Source organism: Flavobacterium sp. 9R (assembly GCF_902506345.1).
In the GTDB taxonomy this organism is placed as follows: domain Bacteria; phylum Bacteroidota; class Bacteroidia; order Flavobacteriales; family Flavobacteriaceae; genus Flavobacterium.
On the sequence record NZ_LR733413.1, the window covers coordinates 398,469 to 421,455 of the forward strand.

Sequence of the window (22,987 nt, forward strand, 5' to 3'; positions counted from 1 at the left end):
AAATTTTGACCGCTTTTTTTATAAATCTATTTTCTTCAATTCTTTGTAATTGTCAAGTAATCGTTTCAATAATCGACCGTATACGATGCGATAAAACAACCAGAACAATCCAAAAATGATAAGAATAAACGTCAATAAGAATAAAAAAGTGAAGGCTAACATACCATAATTATCTCCAATTTGATTGGCTAATTTTACCGAATCTGGATTGTACTTAAAGGAGATAAAAGTAAAAATAAAAAACAAAACAACTATTTGTCCTAGATTATAGTATACATAATAGTTAACCGTTTTTCTGGTTTTAATAATATCTCGCATCAATTGTTTTGTAGATACTGTGGTCGAGATGATTTTGTAGTTTTTATAAAACAAGTATATGAAAGTCAATAATATTAGATAATTGAAATTGTCATAAATTTTAAAATACAAAGAAAACTCTTCGTGATTCATTCTTTTAAAATCATCATCAATATTTATTCCAAGGCCAATTACAAACCAAAACACCAATTCCAAAACACTCAATATCAAAATCCACTTCACAATCGAAGAAGATTTTTTATGAATCATTTTGTAAATGTCCTTTTCGGTCACCTGTTCAAAAGAAGCTTCGTTCTTTTGCCAATCTTTTTTTAACAAATCCAGTTCTTTCATTAGGCTAATGGATTTAGTATTTTTTTTAATTTTCCTTTAATTCTGTTCATTTTAACTCTTGCGTTGACCTCGCTAATCCCTAATGTTTCGGATATTTCGGTGTAATCTTTGTCTTCTAGATACATAAAAATTAATGCCTTTTCAATATCGTTCAATTGGTACACGGCTTGGTACATTAATTTTAATTGTTCTTCCTCTTCATAATCATATTCGACCTCTGGAGTATAATGTTGTCTGGCTTCAAATTCAGTTGTGGCCACCGAGCGTTTGTCTTTGCGATACAAAGTTATGGCTGTATTTAGCGCGACTCGATAGGCCCAAGTAGAGAACTTACTGTCTCCTCTAAACTTGGGAAAAGCTTTCCATAACTGAATGGTGATTTCTTGAAACAAATCCTTATGCGCGTCCTCACCAGAAGTATACAACCTACAAATCTTGTGGATGATATTCTGGTTCGCCTGCAATTGTGATACAAAGGATTGTTCTAAATTATCGGACATATAGACATTAGTGGTTCAAAACTGATTTTTGTTACAAATAAAACTATTTTTTTTAAGGAGCACAACTTTTGGGAATACCAAGACGAGTCGTCCCGCTTTCCGTTACAATCTTTGTCGGCTGAACCCCAGCCCACAAATGATTTTTACTGCAATCGGGGCTATTCTACACGTTCTGTTTTCATAAGAAATAAGACTTACAACGAATGTTGCTTAAAATAATTTACCATCAAATCCACATATTTACTATAGCCTTCCATTCCATCTTTTTGTTGGTTCATTTTTAGGAAGTTGTCGTAAAAAATATGAAATCCTTTGTCGATAAAAGTGTCGTATTGTTTCCAAAAGGTTTCACTTTCCTTAAAGTTGGCTAGTACTCCAGGATGAATTGTTTTTAAAAAGAGCGCCACTTTTCTTTCATCACGTGCTTGCCAATTTCGCAAACAATAGCGCAAAGCCAAACTGTATCCCGAATATTGAATGTAAGCGTCTTTATTTTTTATCGAAGCCAAAAAACCAATAAAATTGCACTCACTTTCACTGGCAAAACCTATTTGATGCGCCATTTCGTGATTGGCAGTCATTGGAAAACTATACAAAGGTCCCAAACCATTCACTTGTGCTTCATTGGTAAACGGATTCAAATAGCCACCAAATCCCATATACGTCAGCGGAATACTAAAAAGCGATTTCTTGATACTCAAATGGCTATATCGAAACATCGAATGTTCTCGAGCCAAGTTTTGGTATCCATTCGTATTCATTTGAAACAATTGAGATTTGGAATAAGGGACAATTACTTTTCGATTTTTGTCTTTCATTAGTTTCAACTGAATCGCATTGGTTTTGGCAATTAGCTTTTGAGTAAAAAAAGCTAAATCTGCATCCGAATACTCTCTTTCAATTTTCATTTTTTCATACAACGGTTCTCGATAGTAATTGAGTCCCCAAAGCAAATGAAAAAGAAAATAAACCACCGATAAAAAACTTAAAATAGAAAGCGATATTGCTTTCCATTTTTGTCTTGGTGCTACACTTTGGATTGTTTTATTTTTTTTGAGTAGCCAAAACCAATGAATCGCCCAAATAATTAGCAAAGCATACAACACATCGCCCAACGAAAAAGGAACTTTCCCTAAACTGATTCGTAAATTATTCGAGATAAAGATATAGAGGCCATTGCTGTACCAACGTTCGATGAATTCTGGAAAAAATCGGATGATTTTTAATACTAGAATCTGAAATACGAGGAATAGCGGTAAAAGGTATTTTCTTTTCAAGGCTTGACTTTTGGCATAAAAATAAGGATTAAATCCGTCGTGCACTTTCTTTTTTTGTAAATTTGAACCTTAAAATACTTCACTATGGAAACTATTGCTGATAGAATTACAATTGACGATAGAATTTGCAACGGAAAACCTACCATAAGAAACAAGAGAATTACCGTTAATACTATTCTTGGGTTTTTGAGTTCTGGAGATTCAAGAGAAGAAATTTTGTTGCAATATCCAAGCCTCGAAAACGAAGATATTGATGCCTGTCTTAAATTTGCATCCGAATTAATGAATAGAAATTTCACTATTAAAGAGGTTGCCTAAATGCCGAAATTTTTAATAGACGTTAATTTACCATATCACCTTTCCATTTGGAATTCGGATAATTTTATTCATCAAAAGAATATTAACGATGAGTGGTTTGATGAACAAATTTGGGTATATGCAAAGGAAAACAACCTCACTATAATTACCAAAGATGTTGATTTTTCCAATAAAATGATGTTAAACAATCCTCCTCCAAAAGTAATTCATATCCGATTTGGAAATATGAAGATGAAAGATTTTCACGAGAACATTTGCAAAGTTTGGGATAGTGTTTTAGAAATGAACGCTACTCACAAATTAGTCAATGTTTTTAAAGATAGGATAGAGGGAATCGAATAAGTAACAATACAAACAATGAGTCAAGAAATAAGAAATTTAGAGCCTAAAGCACTTTGGAATCAATTTGCTGATTTGAATGCCGTACCACGTCCTTCTAAAAAAGAAGAGCAAGTAATCCAATTTATGAAAGATTTTGGGAATCGTTTGGGGTTAGAAACCTTTGAAGACGACATCCGAAATGTAATCATTCGCAAACCGGCTACTCCAGGAATGGAAAACTGTAAACCTATCGTGTTGCAAGGCCATTTGGATATGGTACACCAAAAAAACAACGATACCGTTTTTGATTTCGAAACTCAAGGAATCGATATGTATGTCGATGGTGACTGGGTTCGTGCTAAAGGAACTACTTTGGGAGCCGATAACGGTTTGGGTGTAGCGGCAATTATGGCTGTTTTAGAAAGTACTGATATTCCACATCCTGCTATTGAAGCCTTGTTTACTATTGATGAAGAAACAGGAATGACAGGTGCTTTGAACCTACAAGGCGGGATTTTACAAGGTCAAATATTATTGAATTTAGACACCGAAGAAGATGACGAAATTGACATTGGATGCGCAGGTGGTATCGATGTAACGGCAACAGCCGAATACGACGAAGAAGATACACCAGAAGGTTCTGTTGGCTATAGTATTACCGTAAAAGGCTTACAAGGCGGACATTCGGGTATGGATATTCACAAAGGTTTGGGAAATGCCAATAAAATAATGAATCGTTTGTTGTTTGATGGGTTTGATAACTTTGGATTACAAATTGCTTCGATTGCTGGAGGAAGTTTGCGTAATGCGATTCCAAGAGAAAGTGTAGCCAAAGTGATTATTGCCGCGGTATACGATGAAGCCTTTGTTTTTGATATGCAACAAATCGTAAACGAGATTAAAGCGGAGTTCAAAACGACTGAGCCTAACTTAGAAATTGTTTTTGAAAAATTAACAGAGGTTCCTACCAAAGTAATGCCTTCTATAGCGCAGTTTTATTTTGTGCGTTCGATGTATACTGCCCATAACGGCGTGTATCGTATGAGTGCCGATTTTGACAATCTTGTAGAAACGTCTAACAATATTGCCAAAGTAATTGTAGGCGAAGGACAGTTAACTGTACAATGTTTGACGCGTTCTTCTGTAGAGTCTTCTAAAATGGATTTGGCGAATGCTTTACGTTCTGCCTTTGAATTAATGGGTTGCGAAGTAGAGTTTTCTGGTGCTTATCCGGGATGGACGCCTAATCCAGAATCTGAAATTTTGGATGTTTTGGTTGGTATTTATGAAAAACAAAATAATGCTAAACCTAATGTAGTGGCTTGCCACGCAGGATTAGAGTGTGGAATTTTAGGCACTAATTATCCGGAAATGGATATGATTTCTTTTGGGCCAACGATTCACGGAGCTCATTCTCCAGACGAAAGAGCAAGTATTAGTTCTTCTCAAAAATTCTGGAAATTCTTCCTAGAAATTTTAGCAAGTATTCCTGCGAAATAATTAGTTTTTCAGTTGTATAGTGTTCAGTGAATTGCTGAACACTATAAACTGATAACTGAACACTAATTTTAGTCCCTTTTGGGACTATTTTTTTTATCTCGTTTTTCTTCTTTCTTTTCTTTCGCTGTTTTTAGCGGTTCTTTTTTTGCTGTTTTTTTAGCATTTAGACTTTTTGCCATGATTACTTTCTTTAGTGAATCAAGTAAAGGTAGGTTAATTTGCTGCCATTACAACTTTTAAAAAAAAACTCCCAATCACAAGATGCAATTGAGAGAATGATTTTTTGATTAAATGCTGTATTAAAAGAGAGAAATTCTACTTCTTTTTCAAAAACAATATTAAACCTAAAATGCTAACAACTAAAATAATCAAAGCAACTAGAACGGTAGACAAGTCCCTAATACTTTTTCCTGCCCAATCCATAAACAAGAATTTATGAAAAATAGCAAACGAATAGCCTTCTATTTTGTCCGATGTTTCGACTAGAGCAGCTAATCTTGAGGTAGCGGTTTCTATAAAATAGGTTTTTTTATTTGGAGTGTCATACGCTAATTTGACTACTGGCAAACGTTTGTTGACAAAACCATATTCTCTGCTATTGAATTCTGTAAGTTGTTTGTTTTCTAATAGTTTAGCTTCTTTTATAGCGCAGTTAGGTTCTGTTGTGCTGTTGTCCATTTCACAGCAAGCGGCTTGCTGGTTGTTGTCATCAAAATAATTAGCCAAATAAGTAGCGTAATCTATATCTAAATTTGGGCGTACTTTGTTGGTAACACTGTTGATGTACACAATTTCGCTAACGGGTTGTGCTTTTTTGTTGCCCCATTTTGGTTTTTCGGTAGCGGTTTTGTTATTGGATTGTAATTCGCAACGGTAATAAATGCTATCATTATAACGAATCAAACTGGTGTTTTCCAATTTTTTCCAATCTAAAGCTAAGGCTGTATTAGCGGTTGGTAACTCATTGGTTTTAAAAAGGGGTTCATACACCATTTTGTCTAGCACATAAGGTTCCCATTTGGTTGTAGCGTGATAAGCCCCACTAAAAGCAAAGGTTAAGGTAAAAAACGAAAACCAAATCCCGATTTGACGGTGATAGGCTCTAATTCCTTTTTTGGGCGCTAGACTGTCTGTTTTTTTGAATTGTTTCCAAAATAAGCCATAAATTACAATCCCGCTAATGGCTGAGAAGAAGATAATGCCAAGGAAAATGAACATTACTACTATACGGATGCTGTTGTTGCTAATCCAATCTATGAACGCCCAATTATGAAACGTGTCAAAAAACCAAATGAAGGCTTGTCTGGATTTTGGGTTATAAGTAGCTAGTTTGCTCGAAGCGGTTTCTACATAAATCTCCATAGCATCTGGACGATTGTACGTGATTTTGTAAACTGGTAAGTAGCGATTGATGTATTTGTACTGCGAATTGAACTCGGTTACTACTTCCGTTTTGGCGATAGTACTTTCTTGGTCTTCTAAAAAGTAAAGCGAAAGCCAGTGTGCGTAGTGTTGGTCTCCGTTTTCTAGTTTTTTTGAGGTTGCTGTATCAAAGTACAACAGTAAATCTTTTTCAGTTTTCACTTGATAATAAGTAGCCTTGTCAAAAGATACTATTCGGAAATTCTTGAAGGTGCTGATTTGGTTTTTTAGCAATACTTCTTGAAGGGAATAGTTGATTTTTGAGGAGTCGATGGTTACTTTTTCGATTTGCTCATTGGCAATAGTCGGTTTGAAAAAATGCGCCATAAAAGGATGCATTATCCCTGACAGTGTCCAAAAAATAACGGGCACAATCGTAATAATCCCAATGTATCTGTGCCAAGCGTATATTTTTTGCTTTACTTTTTTGATGAATTTCGAATCCTTTTTCTTGGATGTTTTCTCGTTGTTGTGGGTCGTGCTCATTGTTTGTTTTTTTTTAGCCCCGGTAGTAGCGGCATCCTTTTGGGGCGGTGTTCGCCCCAAAAGATACAGCGGATGACGGGATTAGCTCCTAATTATTTTTTTAATGAAAAATTATATTGTAATCCTATTAAGAAGGTTCTAGGTGCGGCGGCAGTATACGATGGTTGTGAGGTGCTTAGATTGGCACGCGACACATTGAAGGCGTATAATTTATCGGTTAAATTCATTATGTTTCCAAAGAATTCAAGGGATTTGTAGTGATAGCCCAATCTAAAATTGAAAATATCGTAACCTGCGTATTTTACCGTGTTGATTTGGTCTTGGTAATAGCTTCCTACCGATTGCCATTCTAGAGCTGTTCTAAAATTGGGTAGCCAATTTGGATAATAACTGATTTCAGCGTTTCCTGACCATCTTGGAGCTTGAGGCATTTCTTTACCATCTAAGTTTTTCAATGCATCGGTTGGTCTATCCGATACTTTGAAGTTGATAAAGGTGTGCTCAGCAACAGTTCCTCCAAAACGAATGTGCCATTGCTCTGAAGGTTTGTAGCTAAAACCAAATTCAACTCCTTTGTGTCTTGTTTCACCCGCAGATTGAAAATCGGTTGAATTGTCTGGTTGACGGATGCTTAACAGTTCATTTTTGCCATCCATATAGTAGATAGCATAATCAAAATACAACTTGTTTTTTAGAACATTTATCCAACCGCCAGCTTCGTAGTTATCGAAAGTAGCTGGCTCAAGATTATAGTAAAACTCAGCGGGTTTCCCTGTGGTTCCACCTGTTCCGGGTTTGGCTCTAAAAATAGATGTGATTCCTGGAGGTGCAAATCCTTGTGCATAATTAGCATAAAATCCAAAGTAAGTAGATGGATTGAAGTTGGCTCCAGCTTTGAAGGTTACTTTGTCGTATATTTTGGTTCCGATGGATGTATCGAGAGCATTGTCATAATCAACTTTCATATTGTCATAACGCAAGCCTCCAGTAAGCACCAATTGTTCAATAGGACTTACTGAAATTTGCGCATATTCGGCAGAGTTGTAGATATCTGCTGTGTAGTCCACTAATTTGATGTCTGGTCTTTCTGCGATTTGTTCGTAATTGTTTACTGTTAATCCACCTGGGTTTAGGTTGGCTTTTAAGTCGGTTCTATACGCCCAATAGGTTACTGGAGAGTAGTCATAAAGCACACCTGCTACAATTTTGGTGTCCCAAAAGGATAGTTTTTGTGTGTGTTGTGCAATGGCGCCATAACTTTTGAAATTGTTAGAGTTAATTTCGCCTGTTGCTGTAGTTTTTCCAGTGGTCCAACGAATAGAGTAGGAAGGATTTTGTCCTAATTTGTTATCTCTAAAATAAACCGTCAAGGCACTACTTGAGTTGGAATTCCAGTCGTGTTCAAGTGCCAGTTTAGTTCGTAAGGCATCGGATTTTCTGTAAGTGAAATCGGTGGTGCTTTTGTAGGTTCTGTTGTAAAAAGCATCTTCGTTTACACTTCCACTCATATCCGAATAATATTTACCCCACATCATTGTACCGATTAATCGAGTTTTTGGGCTGATGTTGAAGTCGATACGAGCATTCAGATTGTCTTTGTTATAATCAGAGAAAGCCATCCAGCCATTTTTTTGCAAACTTGAAATTCCAGCTATGTGAAAACCAACTTTGCCAACAGTCGCACTTACCATAGCCTGAATACGGTGGTAGCCCCATTGGTCGGCTTGGATTCCGAATTTGAACTCTGGGTCTACTGTTGGTTTTTTTGAAATTAAATTGATGGCACCGCCCACAGCTTCAGGTCCATATAATGAAGAAACTGGTCCTTTGACTACCTCAATATTTTGAAGGTTGAATTGGTTGATTTCTAGTAATGCATTGTGATTGAAAATTCCCATAGGGCGAATAGGTAATCCGTCTTCAAGGTATAAATAATAGGCATTTGTGGTCATAGGTTGACGAATAGCCATAGAGTGTTGCTCGTTCCCTAAATTGACCATCAATACGCCAGGTATTTTGTTGATTACTTCGAATACAGCAACGGCTTTAGCCTCGTCTATAGTTTTGGCGTTTAGTTTGCTGATCGCAGTTGGGGTTTGTTTTCGTTGTGTGGCTGTACGGTTGGCGGTAACAAAAACGGTTTCTAAATCTTGGGTTTTGGTGCTGTCTTTTTCGGTTTTATTTTGCGCAATAGCGATTTGCCCTACTAGTAATAAGGCTGTAATGTATTTTTTCATTTGGTTTATCTGAAATTCTAATCTTAAGTTGATTTTTTTTGTTTTAAAAACATTTACTAAAGTAGAAGCGTAGCAGATGGTGGTCGAAAATGATATAAAACTATTGAAATGGGTTTTTGAACAGTGCTGTAAAACTTTTTCTTGGTTACAAAAATGAAAACGTTTAGAGAATAATTGGTTTCTAAAAGAGATTTCACATAAATGATGTGGGTATTCTCTTTTAAGCGGTTATCAAAATCTTTTTCATTGTCATTTAGTTTTTTTAAACTTTTTTGTAGTTCACAACGACCGTTACAAGTGTTGTTGATGAGTTGTCTTTGAACACAAATCGTTTTTGAAATTTCATTTTGATTGATTTTGAATAGTGTAAATAGGATAGCGCGCTCCATAAGTGGGAGCATAAGAATAAATGATAAACTAATTACAAGAAATTTTTTCAAAATCGGGTGGTTATAAACTATAATTCAAGTTAATACTCCAACGATAATTGGCTTCCATTTTACTATTGGCCAAGTGTTGATTGATAGGGAGCATAGCATTAATTCCAAGAGAAAAATTGTCTTTTCCTAGTTCTAGACCAAGTTTACTAAACAAAACGTCTCCAGCAGTATTAGGTAAATTCAACCCATACTGTTTATTGGTGGCATAAACTTCTCCTGCAATTCCTAATTGAGGTACAAATTGAACAGCGGAAGTATCAAATAAATAAAACAGCGTGCTGCCATAATTGAACTGATTTCCAAATTGGTATTGCTTTTTGTTTTCTGTTTTTACGGTATAATTGGCCATAGTATGCAATCCTAATTTTCCTTTTTTAAGGATGTATTCTGTAGCTAATAAAAAATCCCAACTCCCAGTTCCGACTTGAAAACTTTGGTTGATGTTTCCAGCATTGTTAGTTTCATTAAACTTCCCAGTGGGCATTTTTACCCCACCTCCAAGCTGTAATTTATGAATCAAAAGAGTGCTGTCTTTGTGTGTTTTATAGATAGTATACAATCCCATTAAGGTGATGTCGCCCAAACCTTTGATGGATTCGTTGCCAGTGGTTCTTTCCCTATTATGAAATTGGTACGGAACTAATAGCGAAAGTTGTAATTGTTCTGTAACGGGAATTTTACTCCAAATTTGAAGGGTATTAAAGTGTTCGTCTACCCAAGGCGAATTAGCAAATATGCCGTCTTGGCTAGAGTAACTTTGATAAAAATACCGAATTCCCACAAAATTAGAGTTCAGCATAGAACTGAAGCCCATACTTCCACCACTTGCAGAACAACCACAAGCATCACAAAAATCGTCATAGCTTTCTATTAGCATCTTTTGAAAGGTAAATCCCGAAATTGGGTCTTCTGTCGTTGCGCTAAATCCTATTTGATGGCATAAAATAAGAAGTAATAGGAATATTTTTTTCATTCTTGATGGGTTGTTTTTATGTTTATTGACAATTTTTGCTAACTTTTAAAATTCCGAGAAGCGTTTGTCGGTGAGGTATTCGTAATCGGTTAGTGTTTTTAAAAAGGCAATAAGTTGTTCTTTTTCTTGAACAGAAAGTACGATACCTATTTTTCCGTTTTGTTTTAAAACGGGATCCAAAGTTGTTGAGTTTTCTACACCATTGGCATAATGATCTAAAACGGCTTCTAGTGTTCCAAAGCGTCCGTCGTGCATATAAGGTGCCGTTTTTTCGATGTTTCTTAAACTTGGTACCTTAAACTTATATAAATCGGCGGCTAGTTCTGTCACTCGGTAACGTCCCACATCATTTACTGCTGGATTTACGGGTAAGCCATTGTTTCTAAAAGAATGGTCAGTCATTAAATCTGTAGCGTGACAAGAGGCGCATTTGGCATTAAAAACAGCATAGCCCTCTTTTTCGGTCGTGCTTAGTGTGATGCCTCCTTCATTTCTTCTGAATTTATCAAATTTTGAATTGCTTGAGGTAACCATTACCATAAATTGTCCCAAGGCTTTTAGCATATTTTCAGAATTAATTAATCCGTCAGTGAAAGCGGATTTGAATAACTTTCGGTATTCAGGGTCCTTTTTCATCATTGCAAGCGCTTTGTTGAAATCGCCATTCATTTCTATTGGACTGGTAAAAGGGATGATGGCTTGTAAGTCCAAATGATTGGTAGCGCCATCAAACATAAAGGTCGTTTGATAGGCTAAATTTTGAATGGAAGGCGTATTTCGAGTGCCCACAGCACCGTCTACTCCGTGACTTACGGTGTGTCCGTGGTGCGTGAAAGCTGTTTCTTGTTCGTGACAAAAACCACAAGAAACGGTTCCATCTGAAGCCAATCGTCCGTCATAGAATAATTTTTTTCCTAATTCGAATCCTTTTTCTGTCAATGGATTATTGGCAAAATTATAGGCAACTGGAGGAAAGTTGGAGGGGACTTTGAAGTCGATAGGTACATTTTGATAGTCTTCGTCGTTGTCGTTGGAACAACTCAAAAGAATAGGAAAAATGAACAACAATAGGTATTTTGTTTTCATTTGTATGTGTACATTTTGTTATTAAAAAGGGAATCGCGACAACTTGGGTTAGCGATTTTGGTGAAAAAACGATTGAAAGCGATTTTCGTTTGAATGTTTCCAAAGTATCCTAAGTGTTGGTCTTCTAGCCCCGACAGAAGGGAAAAACCTTGTGAGCTGGTGTTCAGCTCACAAGTTTTGGAATGATGGCGGGAATCTTGTTGACAAAAATGCCAGATGATTCGCTCCTTATTCTTAATAGATGAAGACTTTCAATCGCTTTTTGTGAAGTGGATTAGTCGTTATGAACGTGATCTACTTTGAACATTTGGTTAACATTAGCGGTGATTAAAGCTAATTTTGAACCACTCATAATCATAGCACCCATACCACCCATATTGTTGTCTGTCAATTTGATGGTGTTGGTTCCGTCTACCACTTTAGAGATATCTGTGATGATATGTACTTGTGGGGTAATGTTGGTTCTCACTAATGCTTTGGTAGCTAAATCCAAAGTGATTTCAGTGTAGTTGTAATCGGTTCCTGTTTGTCCTGTGTGGATCATAAACGAAGTAGGAGTTGTTACTGTGCTTGAAGTAAAGGTCCCTTCGAAAGCTAAGAATTTGTATCCTGCAGTCCAGCTCCACATCATTTTTGCTGCTTGTGCTTTGGCTAAGAAATCGCCTTGTCCTGTGGCACCAAGTTCCCATTGTGCTTTGTCTACTCCAATTCCGAATTTTACTTTGGTATAATTACCTGCTGGAATGTTTTTTAATTGAGCTTCTAAACTAGCTGGAGTAGCTTCGTCTATAATGAAGTAGCTTTCGCTTTTTGGGTAAGTGAACGTTGTTCCGTCTTCTTTGGTCAACACTATGTTACTGACGATGTATTTTACTGTACTGATTTTCAAGACTTCGTTGTTGGCTGTTGTATTCGCTTGTGAAGTTAGAATAAGGTCATTTGCTTTGAAAGCGTTATCAAATTCAAGTGTTAAAGCTCCTGTTCCTGTGATTGCTTCGTCGTTATCGTTAGAACAAGCTGTTATTGTGATTATTGCTGTTAAAGCTAAAGTTGCTTTTAAAATATATTTTTTCATGAGTTGGTTTTTTACTATTATGATATTCATTTGTTTTTTTTGCATAATTGTATTGAAAAAGAACTTGCTATATGTTCTTTTTTGAAATGATTTCATGCATTGTCAAATCAGAATGTAAGGAATCTTTCATAAGCAATCATTGCTTGACATTGTATTTTTCATACAAGTCAATGCTTTTCAATTGAGATTGAAATGGATTTTGAATAAGATTATAGTAAAAAGGAGGGAGGTCTGAAAGTTGAATTTGTTTTGGAAATGGTTTTTCCAGACGTATGAAAAACGTTCAACTTGGTTGTTAAAGTTATAGTAGTGTTACTTTCGAATGCTGTAGGTGTTGAATGAAGAAGGTAAACAAAATCTGCTTTTTCTTTCAGAATGTTTTCCATTTTTTTCTCATTCTCATCAAATTGTTTTAGGCTTTTTTGTAATTCACAACGTCCGTTACAAGTATTGGTAACTAATTTTCGTTGTAAACAAATAGTTTTGATGATTTGCTCTTGGTTGGCTTTAAATTGGGTGTATATTGCTAGATTCCCAAAAATAGGGAATAGCAATGTGAGGGTTAAAAGATATACGCCAATTTTTTTCACAACAATTGTATTGTTTTTCGAGGAGCAAAAGTAGGACAAGATTTTAGATTACAAAATTATATTTTCATAAAATTCAATTTTCTAGCTTTATGTTGTTATTGTATGCTATTAACAATAAGTTCTTGATAAATGTAATGCTATCTTGTTTTTTTGTTGCGGTTTTTAATTATATTTAAAAACTATTTAGAATAAAAATACCACCATTTATTCCTAACCATTTTATGAACGTATATTCTGTTGTACTTGTTGATGACGAAATGATCAACATTGAGATTTTAAAGAAAATTATCTCTACGCATTGCTTAAAACTTGAGATTGTTGGTGTTGCTAAAACTATGGAAACAGCTTTGTCTGAGATTGTTTCCAAAAAACCTGATATTGTTTTTTTAGACATTAACATGCGAGAAAAACAAATTTTTGAGGTTTTGGATCAATTGGATACGATTGATTTTCAAATTATTTTTGCTACAGCTTATCCTGGTTATTTCTTTAAAGCTTCGGAATATAATCCTGCTGATTTTGTGATCAAACCATTTAGTGAAAGTGCGGTTAAAGATGCGGTGAAGAAAGCAACCAAGCGCATCAAAAAAATCCGAAAAAATAAAGAAGAGTAGTTATTTTTTCTTCAAGATTTTATATTCTTCATAGCAACCACTTATCGCATCCATAATTTGCAAATCATTGGCTGTTTGAATAAATGCGTCCGAATAATTGCATCGTTTTAGGATGTCTGGGATTTCATTTTTGTCTATTCCTAATAAGGTAGCAATCATCTCTCTATCGTACTTAGATTCTAATGCTTTGCGTACCGTATCGTCTTTCTTTAAATCCTTTAAGCGTCTTAGCTCTTTCGGTTTTTTACCAAAAAAGTTATATAACATATCTGCAGGATTAAAAATAGAACCTAGCACTTTTCCGAAAGCATCAGGTGAATATTGTCCACCTTCGTAACCAGCAGTTAATCCTGAAATACTATATCTGAAGTTTTCTTTTACTGGAATTAATTTTGAATCTACTTCTAAATATCCTGTGAGGTGAAATGGTCGAATAATTACTTCTTCTAGGGCTATTGCTTTTTCTGTCAGTTTAATTACGGTGGTTTTATTTTTCAACCAGTCGTTTGTAACTCTAACTTTGATGGATTGAAAACCTAATAATGAGACGTGTAAGGTGTCACTTTGTGAAACTTCAATTTCAAAATTTCCTTTAGTATCTGTAGTAGTTCCTTTTACTTTGTTGACGTTGATGATGTTAGCGTAAGATAATGGTTGGTCATTGCTGTCATTAACGATGGTTCCAGAAACTTTTAAAGTAGGGTTGGTTTCTTGTGCGAAACTGCTAACTGAAAGTAGCATAAAAAAGAAAACTACAAAATATCTCATATACGAATTTAAAGCTTTAAAAGTAGTAAATCGCAATTAAATATTTTGTAGTTTCTTAGTATTATTATAAGAAAATTAACAAAGGAATGTTAGTCTCTTCTTGGTCTTCTTGGTCTTGGGCTGTCGCCAAAACTTTCTGAACGTCTTGGGGCTCTTTCTGTTGAACCACCTTCTCTTCTTGGAGCACTTCCTCTTTCGCTTCTGAATCCTCCCTCTCTTGGAGCTGAGCTTCTTTCGCTACGGAATCCGCCTTCTCTTCTTGGAGCAAAGTTACCTTCTCTTCTTGGAGCAGAACTTCTACCGCCAAAACCTCCTGAGCTTCTTCCGTTGTGGTCGCGTCTTCCGCCACCATCATTTTTAGAAATCTCTACATTGATACGACGTCCTTCTAATTGTACATTGTTTAAGATGTCCATTACTTTATCAGTATGTTCAGCATCTGTATTAAAGAATGAGAATCCTTCTTTTACATCTACTTTGAATACGTCATCACGACCTAAGTCTAAAGTTTCTTTTAAGAAATCTTTCAAAGTCATCCAGTCAAAGTTATCTCTAGAACCGATGTTTACGAAGTAACGAGTTGCACCACTATTGTTTCCTCTAGAAGCACCATCTCTATCGTCGCGTTCACGTCGATCTGAACCAGATGATTGGCTAGATAAATCTCTGTTCTTTTTATAGTAGTTGATAAAACGGTTAAATTCTACCGATACCATTTTTTTGATTAATTCTTCTTTGCTTAAACCTTCTAATACATCATTGATTGCAGGAAGGTAGTTGTCAATTTCGTGGTCTACTTCCGTTTCTTTGATTTTGTTGGCTAAGTGCAATAATTGAATTTCGCAGATTTCGATTCCAGAAGGAATTGTTTTTTCTTCAAATTTTTGTTTGATGATTCTTTCGATAGAAGAAATTTTGCGCAATTCGCTTTTGGTAACGATTACAATCGATGTACCTAATTTACCAGCACGACCAGTACGGCCAGAACGGTGGTTGTAGGTTTCGATTTCGTCAGGAAGTTGGTAGTTTACTACGTGAGTTACGTTGTCTACGTCAATACCACGTGCGGCTACATCTGTAGCTACTAGCATTTGGATTTGTCTTCCTCTAAACGATTTCATTACCCCATCACGTTGTGCTTGAGATAAATCTCCGTGTAATGCAGCAGCGCTGTATCCGTCTTCGATTAATTTTTCAGCTACTTGTTGGGTGTCTCTTTTGGTACGACAAAACACTACTGAGAAAATGTCTGGATTAGCATCAGCTAAACGTTTCAAAGCTTCGTAACGGTCTCTTGCGTTAACCAAATAAAACTCGTGTGATACTGTTGCAGAACCTGAATTTTTGGTTCCTACAGTAATTTCTTCTGGATTGTGCATGAATTGTTTTCCAATTCTTGCAACTTCAGCTGGCATAGTTGCAGAGAACAACCAAGTGTTTTTTTCGTCTGGAGTAGTCGATAGGATATTTACAATGTCTTCATAGAATCCCATGTTCAACATTTCGTCTGCCTCGTCAAGAATACAGTAATTAATTTGAGAGATGTTTACTAAACCTCTATTAATCATGTCTTGCATTCTTCCTGGAGTAGCCACAATAATTTGTGCTCCTCTTTTAATGTCTCTCGCTTGTTCGGTAATACTTGCTCCTCCGTAAATGGCTACCACATTAATACCTTTTTCGTATTTTGAGTAGTTTTTAATTTCGTTGGTAATCTGTAAGCAAAGCTCGCGCGTTGGAGATAAAATCAACGCCTGTGTATTTCTATTGTTGGCATCAATTTTTTGAATAACTGGAAAACCAAAAGCTGCCGTTTTCCCTGTCCCTGTTTGAGCCAACGCAACTAAATCTGTGTCTTTTTCCAATAATAGGGGAATCGCTTTCTCCTGTACTTCAGTCGGATTTTCAAATCCTAGATCTAAAATCGCCTTCAGTAACGATTCACTCAATCCTAATTGTTCAAATTTGTTCATTATGTATTTTTAAAATAGGGTGCAAAATTACTGTTAATTTCTCAGATTAACTAATGCTATTTTAAGTTTTAATGATTTATTGTGATTTGATTTTCAGATTGTTAGCTTTTTAATTTTTGATTTTTGTGTTTTAATAGTCTTTTTAGATGTGAAATTATGGCGAGAAATGGTAAAAAATGTTATATAAAATGATACAATTTTGATTGTTAATGAGTTGTATTCAGAAATGCAAGTAATGATTGTGTGGCGATACCACGGTGACTGATTTTGTTTTTGGTTTCAAGTGAAAGTTCTGCAAATGTCTCTTTGTAATTTTCAGGCTGAAAAATAGGGTCGTATCCAAAACCACCATTACCTTTTTTTTCTGAAGTGATGCTTCCTTTGGCTATGCCTGTGAATAAGTATTGTTCACCTTTAAGATTCAAACAAATTACGGTTTTGAATTGAGCCTTTCTGTTATTCTTATCATTTAAAAGATGTAATACTTTGTTCATATTGTCCTCAGCTGAACGTTGTTCTCCAGCATAACGAGCAGAAAAAACACCAGGTTCGTTGTTTAAAGATTCTATTTCAAGGCCTGTATCATCAGCAAAGCAATCATAACCATACTTTTCGGTTATGTAATTCGCTTTCATAATAGCGTTTCCTTCGATAGTAGGAGCAGTTTCTGGAATTTCCTCCAAGCAACCAATGCTTTGAAGACTTACAATGGTAATGTTTTCTGGAAGCATACTCTGGATTTCTTTTATCTTGTTTTCGTTATTGGTGGCGAATACTATTTTCATTTCTTTAATTTTTAGTTTCAAAGATATTATTTTCTAGATGTACTTAAATGAACTTCTTCTTTTTTGAAAGTTACGTATTAAATATTTTTATGATTACAATCAAAAACATTAACTATGTTTATGTTTTTATATCTTTTAGTTTTACATCAAATTTTAAAAGTAAAAGTTATGAAACAATTGAGCGTTTGTTTAGGTTTATTTTTGATGCTTTCTTATTATTCTGTTCGTGCACAAGTTACGCCAGAAAGAGCATTGGCTGCTTTAAAGGAAGGAAATAGTAGGTTTGTAGCTGGGAAGAGTATAAAACCTCACCAAGATGTCAATAGAATTAAGGAATTGGCCTCGGGACAAAAGCCTTTTGCGGTTATTGTGGGGTGTTCTGATTCTAGAGTGCCTAGCGAAATTATTTTTGACCAAGGATTGGGAGATTTGTTTATTGTAAGAACCGCTGGTCAAGTTTCCTCTTATGCTTCATTTGGCAGTATTGAATTTGCTAATGCGGTTTTGGGAGCCAAATTAATTGTGGTTTTAGGACATACCCAATGTGGTGCTGTAGCCGCGGCTTGCAAGTTGCCAGAGGTTCCAGGGCACATAGTAAGCTTAATCAATGCTATAAAGCCTGCTGCAAAATTGGCCAAACATCAGCACGGTGACGAGATTGAAAATGCTGTAAAGATTAACGTTGCGATGCAAGTGGAGCAATTGAAAAATTTAGAACCCGTTTTGACCAAGTCTACTAAAGATAATAGTACTATGGTTGTTGGCGCTGTGTATGATTTAAAAACGGGTAAAGTTGAATTTCTTCCTGAAAATTATTTAAGTAATTTGAAAAGCTAACTTTAGAATTATTTGTTTTAAGTGAAAAAACTGCATCTCTATTGAACTGCAGTTTTTTGTTTTTAATAACGAAGTCTTACATAGACGTGTTTAATGCCTTTTTTATCCGAATCTCTTTCGTCGATTTCGAGAATGTCGGTTAGTGATTTGAGCATTGGTGTAAGTTTGCTAAAGCCATAACTTCTTGGGTCAAATTCGGGTTTGTTTTTGACGATTAGATTTCCCACATCGCCCAAAAATGCCCAGCCATCATCGTCGCTTATGGCATCTATAGCATCTTCGATAAGGTCAATAGTTGGGTTGTCTATTTTGATTGCCGTTTCTTTTTCTACTACTTTTTTGGTGTCAGATGGAGTGGCAGTGGTAGTGGCTTTTGGTTTTTTCTTTTTGGTAGCACCTTCTAAAACTTCTATGAACACGAAACGGTCACAGGCAACAATAAAGGCGTTTGGGGTTTTCTTTTCGCCAATTCCAATGACTTTCATACCTGATTCACGTAACCGAATGGCGAGACGGGTAAAATCGCTGTCGCTAGAAACGATACAAAAACCATCAACTTTATCGGAGTACAACAAATCCATTGCATCAATAATCAAAGCGGAATCGGAGGAATTTTTTCCCGTAGTATAACTGTATTGTTGAATAGGTGTAATGGCGTGTTCTAATAAAACTGATTTCCATCCATTAGAATTGGGTTTTGTCCAATCGGCATAGATACGTTTGGTGGTGGGAGTGCCGTATTTGGTGATTTCTTCCATCATACCTTTGATGTTACTATACGGAACGTTGTCGGCGTCAATAAGGACGGCTAGTTTTAATTCTTTGGTGTTGTTTGACATTTTTGATGCTTTGGTGTTCAAAGATACAAACTTTGTGGTTAGCACTTTGCCTAGCCCTGATGGAAATGAAAAGCCTCTTGTGGCTCAACCGAATATTTTACTTGTGCTAGCAGAGCGACTAAAAGAAGCTCCTGCTAGTGCTTTAGTAAAATACGGTTGAGTCATAAGAGCTTGTAATGTAGAGCAGGATTTTGCTACTAAAAATAATCCTCTTGAAAAGGCTATTTTTTTAAGTAAAATAAAAGGATTTTGGGAGTAATTATAAATTTTAAATATTTAATTTTGCGCCTTAATAAAAATGTAGTATTAAGTCATTATATTATGGTAAAAGATTTATTCGAAAGAATCCAAAACAATAAAGGTCCTTTAGGAAAATGGGCTTCTCAGGCAGAAGGTTATTTTGTTTTTCCAAAATTAGAAGGAGAATTGGGACCAAGAATGCAATTTCAAGGAAAAAATATATTGAACTGGAGTTTGAACGACTATTTAGGTTTGGCCAATCATCCAGAAGTGCGTCAGGCAGATACAGATGCAGCCATTCAGTTTGGTGCAGCTTACCCAATGGGAGCACGTATGATGAGCGGACACACGAAATATCACGAGCAATTGGAGCAAGAATTGGCTGCTTTCGTGATGAAAGAGTCGGCTTATTTATTGAATTTTGGTTACCAAGGAATGGTGTCTATCATTGATGCTTTGGTGACTAAAAACGATATCATTGTGTATGATGTAGATTCACACGCTTGTATTATTGATGGGGTGCGTTTGCATATGGGGAAACGTTTTACCTACAAACACAATGATTTAGAGAGTATGGAGAAAAACCTGCAACGTGCTACTAAAATGGCGACAGAAACAGGTGGAGGAATTTTGTTCATTACAGAAGGTGTTTTTGGAATGCGTGGACAACAAGGTAAATTGAAAGAAATTGTAGCCTTGAAAGAGAAATACAATTTCCGTTTATTGGTTGATGATGCACACGGTTTTGGAACGCTTGGTAAAACAGGTGCCGGAGCAGGTGAGGAGCAAGGTTGTCAAGACGGAATTGATGTTTATTTTTCTACGTTTGCAAAATCTATGGCAAATATCGGTGCTTTCGTTGCAGCAGATAAAGACATTATCGATTATTTGAAATACAACTTGCGTTCTCAAATGTTTGCGAAAGCGTTACCGATGATTCAAACACTTGGTTCTTTAAAACGTTTGCAGTTGTTGCGTGAATCTTCTTCAATTAAAGATAAATTGTGGGAAAATGTTAATGCGTTACAAAACGGATTAAAAGAAAAAGGTTTCAATATTGGTGATACCAACACTTGTATTACTCCTGTTTACTTAGAAGGAAGTATTCCAGAAGCGATGGTGATGGTGAATGATTTAAGAGAAAACTACGGTATTTTCTTGTCGATTGTAGTTTATCCAGTAATCCCGAAAGGTATTATTTTATTGCGTATGATTCCAACGGCTTCTCATACTTTAGAAGATATTGCAGAAACCTTGGCGGCTTTCGAAGCGATTCGTGAGAAACTAGTTAACGGTACGTATAAAGAAATTGCAGCACGCACTACAGTAGATATGGAAGCTTAATTTTTTTAGGTTTTCACTTATATAGAAAATCCATTCGTTTTGGCGAATGGATTTTTTTTGTTTTACTGAGGTTTAAAACTGACCACTGGCCATTTTTTTATTAAAGAAGTTCTTTTCGAAACGTTTTTCTTCGGCAGTGAATGGTGGGGTTGAAGTTTTTCCAAAGTAATTGAATAGCCAGATTGTCTGCCAATTCTGGTGTTCGGATACAGTTTTGAATGCCTTTTTCGGTAAAAGTAGTATGGTATTCTTTAAAAATAATAGCGTGAACTCCTTTGTTTTGGTAGTCGGGATGCACGCCAATTAAGTAAAAAAGAACGTCTTTGCTGTTTTTTCTTGCTTGTAATAAATGAAGGAAACCAAAAGGGAATAATTTGCCTTTTGCTTTTTGTAGCGCCTTTGAAAAACTCGGCATCACGATGGCAAAAGCGACTAGATTTCCGTCTTTGTCTTCTACATATTTAATGTATTCTGGATTGATGAAGTTGATGTATTTATTTTTGAAATACTCCTTCTGAATATCCGTAATGGCTACAAACGAGGAAAGTTTGGCATACGATTCATTGAATAAATCAAACATTTTGTCCACATAAGGAAGGACATCTTTGGTTTTGGTGAAATTGATGGCTTTTAATTGGTATCGCTTTTTAATCAATTCCTGTGCTTTGTCGAATGTTTCGAGTTTTACATTTGAAAAAGGGAATTTATTTTCTACATATTCTTTTTCGGTAACATAACCCAATTGCTCGAAGTGTTGCGCATAATAAGGATGATTGTACCAAGTAATCATCGTGCCAATTTCTTCGAAGCCTTCGGTTAGTACGCCCACTTTGTCAAGATTAGAAAAACCCATCGGGCCTTCTACGTATTCTAGGTTGTTTTTGCGCCCTAGTTCATATACTTTTTCAAGTAGCGCTTGGGTTACTGTTATGTCGTCAATAACATCAAACCAACCAAAACGAACCTTTTTTTTCTGTTGATTATTAACTTCATCCCAATTGATGATAGTGGCGATTCTTCCAACAATTTCTTGGTTTCTTTTGGCGACAAAAAAATAGGCTTCAGCATTTTCAAAAGCTGGATTTTTGGTTTTATCAAATGTCTCTAATTCATCTGCAATCAATGGTGGTACCCAATAGCTATTGTCTTTATAGAGAGAAAAAGGGAATTTGATAAACTCGGTGATTTCTTTTTTGCTTTTGGCTTCGTGAATCGTAATCATGGATTATAAAGTGTAAAGTGTAGGTGCGAATATAGCCAACTTTTGTCCATAAAAAAAGCCCAATTATGGGCTTGTTTGTTAGTCGTATTTGGATTTTCTTCTTCTTTCTTGTTCTTGATTGTCGGTAGCTTTTTTCTTTTTGTCTTCTTTTTTCATTCTTGCTATTCCGTTTTTGTAAAAACCATCATAGCGCCAAGAAACGCCAAATCCTCCATAGAGAAGGGTTGGAGTATCTTTGAAGTTCGTACTTATAGAAGCGTCTATTTGAAAGTTATTGTTCAGTAAATAAGCAGCGCCCCCTCTTACAATTGCATCACTATAAAAGTCACTTTTGTATCCTTGATTCTCAATGAATCCTGACCATTTTTTACTAAAACCACGAGTTAAAGTAATCACATAACCATAAGTTGGATAATCGGTTCCAATGTAGTCAGCAATAATATTGGTAACAAAAACCCATCTTCCGTCGCCAAAATGATTTTGTGTAATCAACATCACTTTTGGAGAAATGCTAGATTCTAATGTAAAGGCATAAGGATTTCCTTCGAAAACAAAATTAGCTCCAGCAAATAAAGAAACGGCAGGTAAAAACTGCCTCCAATTAAAACGTTGGTTGGCTTTCCAACTGTAAAAATTGACTTTTTTCTCGTAATTTTTAAAAGGATCGTAAATTAAATATTTTGCTCCTAAATTGGTCTGTTTGAAATTAGCTCGATTTGTAGTACTTAAGTCAGTCTTTAACTGATCATTTTGATATTGAATATCAGCAATAACTTCTAATCTTTCTAAAAAAGCTCCCCAACGAATCGTGGCGTCAAGACCGAAGCCATTGACATCATAGTTCAATAAACTGTGATTTGATTGTATACCATAAACACCAGTTTCTAGTTGAATGACATGTTTGCCCACACCATAAGCCGACATAGTTTCTCCAGGGCGATTGGAGTTAATTTGATCGGTAAATTGCCCATAGTGAGCAAAAGGGGATAAAAATAAAGCGATTAAAACAATTTTTTTGAATGGGAGCATAGTTATATTCTTTTGATTTAAAATAGTAGCGCAACCAAATGTACTATATTTTATTATTTATTTAAGATACGGATTTTAAATTTGAACATTTGATTTACTAATTTTGGAAAAATTTTTAGATATGCAACTAGCTTCTTTTAGTGGATTTGTAAGAACATTGTTTTACATGATAATGTTTTACTATGTTTTTAAATTTTTGGCTAAACTTTTTTTACCGATTTTAGTTAAAAAAGCGGTAGAGAAAGCTGGTGAAAATTTTCAGCAGCAGCAACAATATGCGCAACAAAAATATGCTCAAAATAATAGGAGATACAATAATCAAGATGAGATTATTGTAGATACTGCTCGTTCCAAAAATCCAAAAGAAACCAAAAAAGTGGGAGAATATGTGGATTACGAAGAAATAGATTAAATTTGTGCGCTGAAGCCCATTTTTTAATCTAATTCAAATCTGAATCCA

Annotated in this window: 24 protein-coding genes; 8 read left to right on the forward strand and 16 right to left on the reverse strand. The window is 35.6% G+C overall.

What is annotated here, in order from left to right:
• Positions 1-18: 18 nt before the first annotated feature.
• The 3 genes from FLAVO9AF_RS01830 to FLAVO9AF_RS01840 form a co-directional block, all read right to left on the reverse strand.
• Positions 19-651, reverse strand: coding sequence for a hypothetical protein (locus tag FLAVO9AF_RS01830; RefSeq protein ID WP_159683334.1), 633 nt, complete (start codon positions 649-651; stop codon positions 19-21).
• The gene (locus FLAVO9AF_RS01835) at positions 651-1,151 is read right to left on the reverse strand and encodes an RNA polymerase sigma factor (protein WP_159683336.1); all 501 of its coding nucleotides are present in this window, start codon (positions 1,149-1,151) and stop codon (positions 651-653) included. Before FLAVO9AF_RS01835 ends, FLAVO9AF_RS01830 begins: the two co-directional genes overlap by 1 nt.
• A gap of 194 nt (positions 1,152-1,345) precedes the next feature.
• A complete protein-coding gene (locus tag FLAVO9AF_RS01840; protein ID WP_370516440.1) occupies positions 1,346-2,473 on the reverse strand; it encodes a DUF3810 domain-containing protein in 1,128 nt (375 codons plus the stop codon).
• Positions 2,474-2,512: 39 nt separating this feature from the next.
• On the opposite strand from FLAVO9AF_RS01840, the gene FLAVO9AF_RS01845 reads away from it, so the two are divergent.
• Genes FLAVO9AF_RS01845 through FLAVO9AF_RS01855 form a run of 3 tightly spaced genes read left to right on the forward strand, consistent with a single transcriptional unit; the run spans position 2,513 to position 4,567 of the window.
• The gene (locus FLAVO9AF_RS01845) at positions 2,513-2,746 is read left to right on the forward strand and encodes a DUF433 domain-containing protein (protein ID WP_024980219.1); all 234 of its coding nucleotides are present in this window, start codon (positions 2,513-2,515) and stop codon (positions 2,744-2,746) included.
• A complete protein-coding gene (locus FLAVO9AF_RS01850) occupies positions 2,747-3,088 on the forward strand; it encodes a DUF5615 family PIN-like protein (RefSeq protein ID WP_159683339.1) in 342 nt (113 codons plus the stop codon).
• Between the two features lie 15 nt (positions 3,089-3,103).
• Positions 3,104-4,567, forward strand: a complete 1,464-nt coding sequence (locus FLAVO9AF_RS01855; RefSeq protein WP_159683342.1) for an aminoacyl-histidine dipeptidase — start codon at positions 3,104-3,106, stop codon at positions 4,565-4,567.
• Positions 4,568-4,882: 315 nt separating this feature from the next.
• On the opposite strand, the gene FLAVO9AF_RS01860 is transcribed toward FLAVO9AF_RS01855, so the two are convergent.
• From FLAVO9AF_RS01860 to FLAVO9AF_RS01890, 7 genes are all read right to left on the reverse strand, one after another.
• Complete coding sequence (locus FLAVO9AF_RS01860; RefSeq protein ID WP_159683345.1) at positions 4,883-6,475, reverse strand: PepSY-associated TM helix domain-containing protein; 1,593 nt, start codon at positions 6,473-6,475, stop codon at positions 4,883-4,885.
• 92 nt (positions 6,476-6,567) lie between these two features.
• Complete coding sequence (locus FLAVO9AF_RS01865) at positions 6,568-8,712, reverse strand: TonB-dependent receptor (protein WP_159683348.1); 2,145 nt, start codon at positions 8,710-8,712, stop codon at positions 6,568-6,570.
• A 56-nt stretch (positions 8,713-8,768) separates the two neighbouring features.
• A complete protein-coding gene (locus FLAVO9AF_RS01870) occupies positions 8,769-9,152 on the reverse strand; it encodes a hypothetical protein (protein WP_159683351.1) in 384 nt (127 codons plus the stop codon).
• A 10-nt stretch (positions 9,153-9,162) separates the two neighbouring features.
• Entirely contained in the window at positions 9,163-10,125 is a 963-nt protein-coding gene (locus FLAVO9AF_RS01875) for a transporter (RefSeq protein ID WP_159683354.1), read from the reverse strand.
• A gap of 45 nt (positions 10,126-10,170) precedes the next feature.
• Positions 10,171-11,211: a cytochrome-c peroxidase gene (locus FLAVO9AF_RS01880; RefSeq protein ID WP_159683358.1), complete on the reverse strand. Its 1,041-nt coding sequence runs from the start codon at positions 11,209-11,211 to the stop codon at positions 10,171-10,173.
• A gap of 274 nt (positions 11,212-11,485) precedes the next feature.
• A complete protein-coding gene (locus FLAVO9AF_RS01885; RefSeq protein ID WP_159683362.1) occupies positions 11,486-12,286 on the reverse strand; it encodes an MbnP family protein in 801 nt (266 codons plus the stop codon).
• A gap of 209 nt (positions 12,287-12,495) precedes the next feature.
• Positions 12,496-12,876, reverse strand: coding sequence for a hypothetical protein (locus FLAVO9AF_RS01890; RefSeq protein WP_236552259.1), 381 nt, complete (start codon positions 12,874-12,876; stop codon positions 12,496-12,498).
• A gap of 221 nt (positions 12,877-13,097) precedes the next feature.
• Between FLAVO9AF_RS01890 and FLAVO9AF_RS01895 the strand changes: the two genes are divergently transcribed.
• Positions 13,098-13,490 (forward strand): LytTR family DNA-binding domain-containing protein, encoded by a 393-nt coding sequence (locus tag FLAVO9AF_RS01895; protein WP_159683366.1) that lies wholly within the window; start codon positions 13,098-13,100, stop codon positions 13,488-13,490.
• Here the strand turns inward: FLAVO9AF_RS01895 and FLAVO9AF_RS01900 are convergent, their stop codons facing one another.
• From FLAVO9AF_RS01900 to FLAVO9AF_RS01910, 3 genes are all read right to left on the reverse strand, one after another.
• A complete protein-coding gene (locus FLAVO9AF_RS01900; protein WP_159683371.1) occupies positions 13,491-14,258 on the reverse strand; it encodes a carboxypeptidase-like regulatory domain-containing protein in 768 nt (255 codons plus the stop codon). It abuts the gene before it with no gap.
• 89 nt (positions 14,259-14,347) lie between these two features.
• Positions 14,348-16,231 carry a DEAD/DEAH box helicase gene (locus FLAVO9AF_RS01905; RefSeq protein ID WP_159683374.1) on the reverse strand — a complete coding sequence of 628 codons (1,884 nt, stop codon included), beginning with the start codon at positions 16,229-16,231 and terminating at the stop codon, positions 14,348-14,350.
• Between the two features lie 206 nt (positions 16,232-16,437).
• Positions 16,438-17,016 carry a non-canonical purine NTP diphosphatase gene (locus FLAVO9AF_RS01910; RefSeq protein WP_159683377.1) on the reverse strand — a complete coding sequence of 193 codons (579 nt, stop codon included), beginning with the start codon at positions 17,014-17,016 and terminating at the stop codon, positions 16,438-16,440.
• A 168-nt stretch (positions 17,017-17,184) separates the two neighbouring features.
• Here FLAVO9AF_RS01910 and FLAVO9AF_RS01915 point away from each other — a divergent pair, with 168 nt between their 5' ends.
• Complete coding sequence (locus FLAVO9AF_RS01915) at positions 17,185-17,853, forward strand: carbonic anhydrase (protein ID WP_159683380.1); 669 nt, start codon at positions 17,185-17,187, stop codon at positions 17,851-17,853.
• A 62-nt stretch (positions 17,854-17,915) separates the two neighbouring features.
• Here FLAVO9AF_RS01915 and FLAVO9AF_RS01920 read toward each other — a convergent pair whose 3' ends face one another.
• The gene (locus tag FLAVO9AF_RS01920; RefSeq protein WP_159683383.1) at positions 17,916-18,692 is read right to left on the reverse strand and encodes an NYN domain-containing protein; all 777 of its coding nucleotides are present in this window, start codon (positions 18,690-18,692) and stop codon (positions 17,916-17,918) included.
• Between FLAVO9AF_RS01920 and FLAVO9AF_RS01925 the strand changes: the two genes are divergently transcribed.
• The gene (locus FLAVO9AF_RS01925) at positions 18,682-18,852 is read left to right on the forward strand and encodes a hypothetical protein (RefSeq protein ID WP_159683386.1); all 171 of its coding nucleotides are present in this window, start codon (positions 18,682-18,684) and stop codon (positions 18,850-18,852) included. The two genes, FLAVO9AF_RS01920 and FLAVO9AF_RS01925, sit on opposite strands and share 11 nt — an antisense overlap.
• Before the next feature lie 161 nt (positions 18,853-19,013).
• On the forward strand, positions 19,014-20,276 hold the full coding sequence (locus FLAVO9AF_RS01930) for a pyridoxal phosphate-dependent aminotransferase family protein (protein WP_159683389.1): 1,263 nt from the start codon (positions 19,014-19,016) through the stop codon (positions 20,274-20,276).
• Positions 20,277-20,376: 100 nt separating this feature from the next.
• Here the strand turns inward: FLAVO9AF_RS01930 and FLAVO9AF_RS01935 are convergent, their stop codons facing one another.
• Both FLAVO9AF_RS01935 and FLAVO9AF_RS01940 read right to left on the reverse strand, forming a co-directional pair.
• Positions 20,377-21,498, reverse strand: coding sequence for a GTP cyclohydrolase (locus FLAVO9AF_RS01935; protein ID WP_159683392.1), 1,122 nt, complete (start codon positions 21,496-21,498; stop codon positions 20,377-20,379).
• Positions 21,499-21,576: 78 nt separating this feature from the next.
• Positions 21,577-22,527: a transporter gene (locus FLAVO9AF_RS01940; protein WP_159683395.1), complete on the reverse strand. Its 951-nt coding sequence runs from the start codon at positions 22,525-22,527 to the stop codon at positions 21,577-21,579.
• 103 nt (positions 22,528-22,630) lie between these two features.
• On the opposite strand from FLAVO9AF_RS01940, the gene FLAVO9AF_RS01945 reads away from it, so the two are divergent.
• A complete protein-coding gene (locus FLAVO9AF_RS01945; RefSeq protein ID WP_370516441.1) occupies positions 22,631-22,939 on the forward strand; it encodes a DUF4834 family protein in 309 nt (102 codons plus the stop codon).
• Positions 22,940-22,987: the final 48 nt, after the last annotated feature.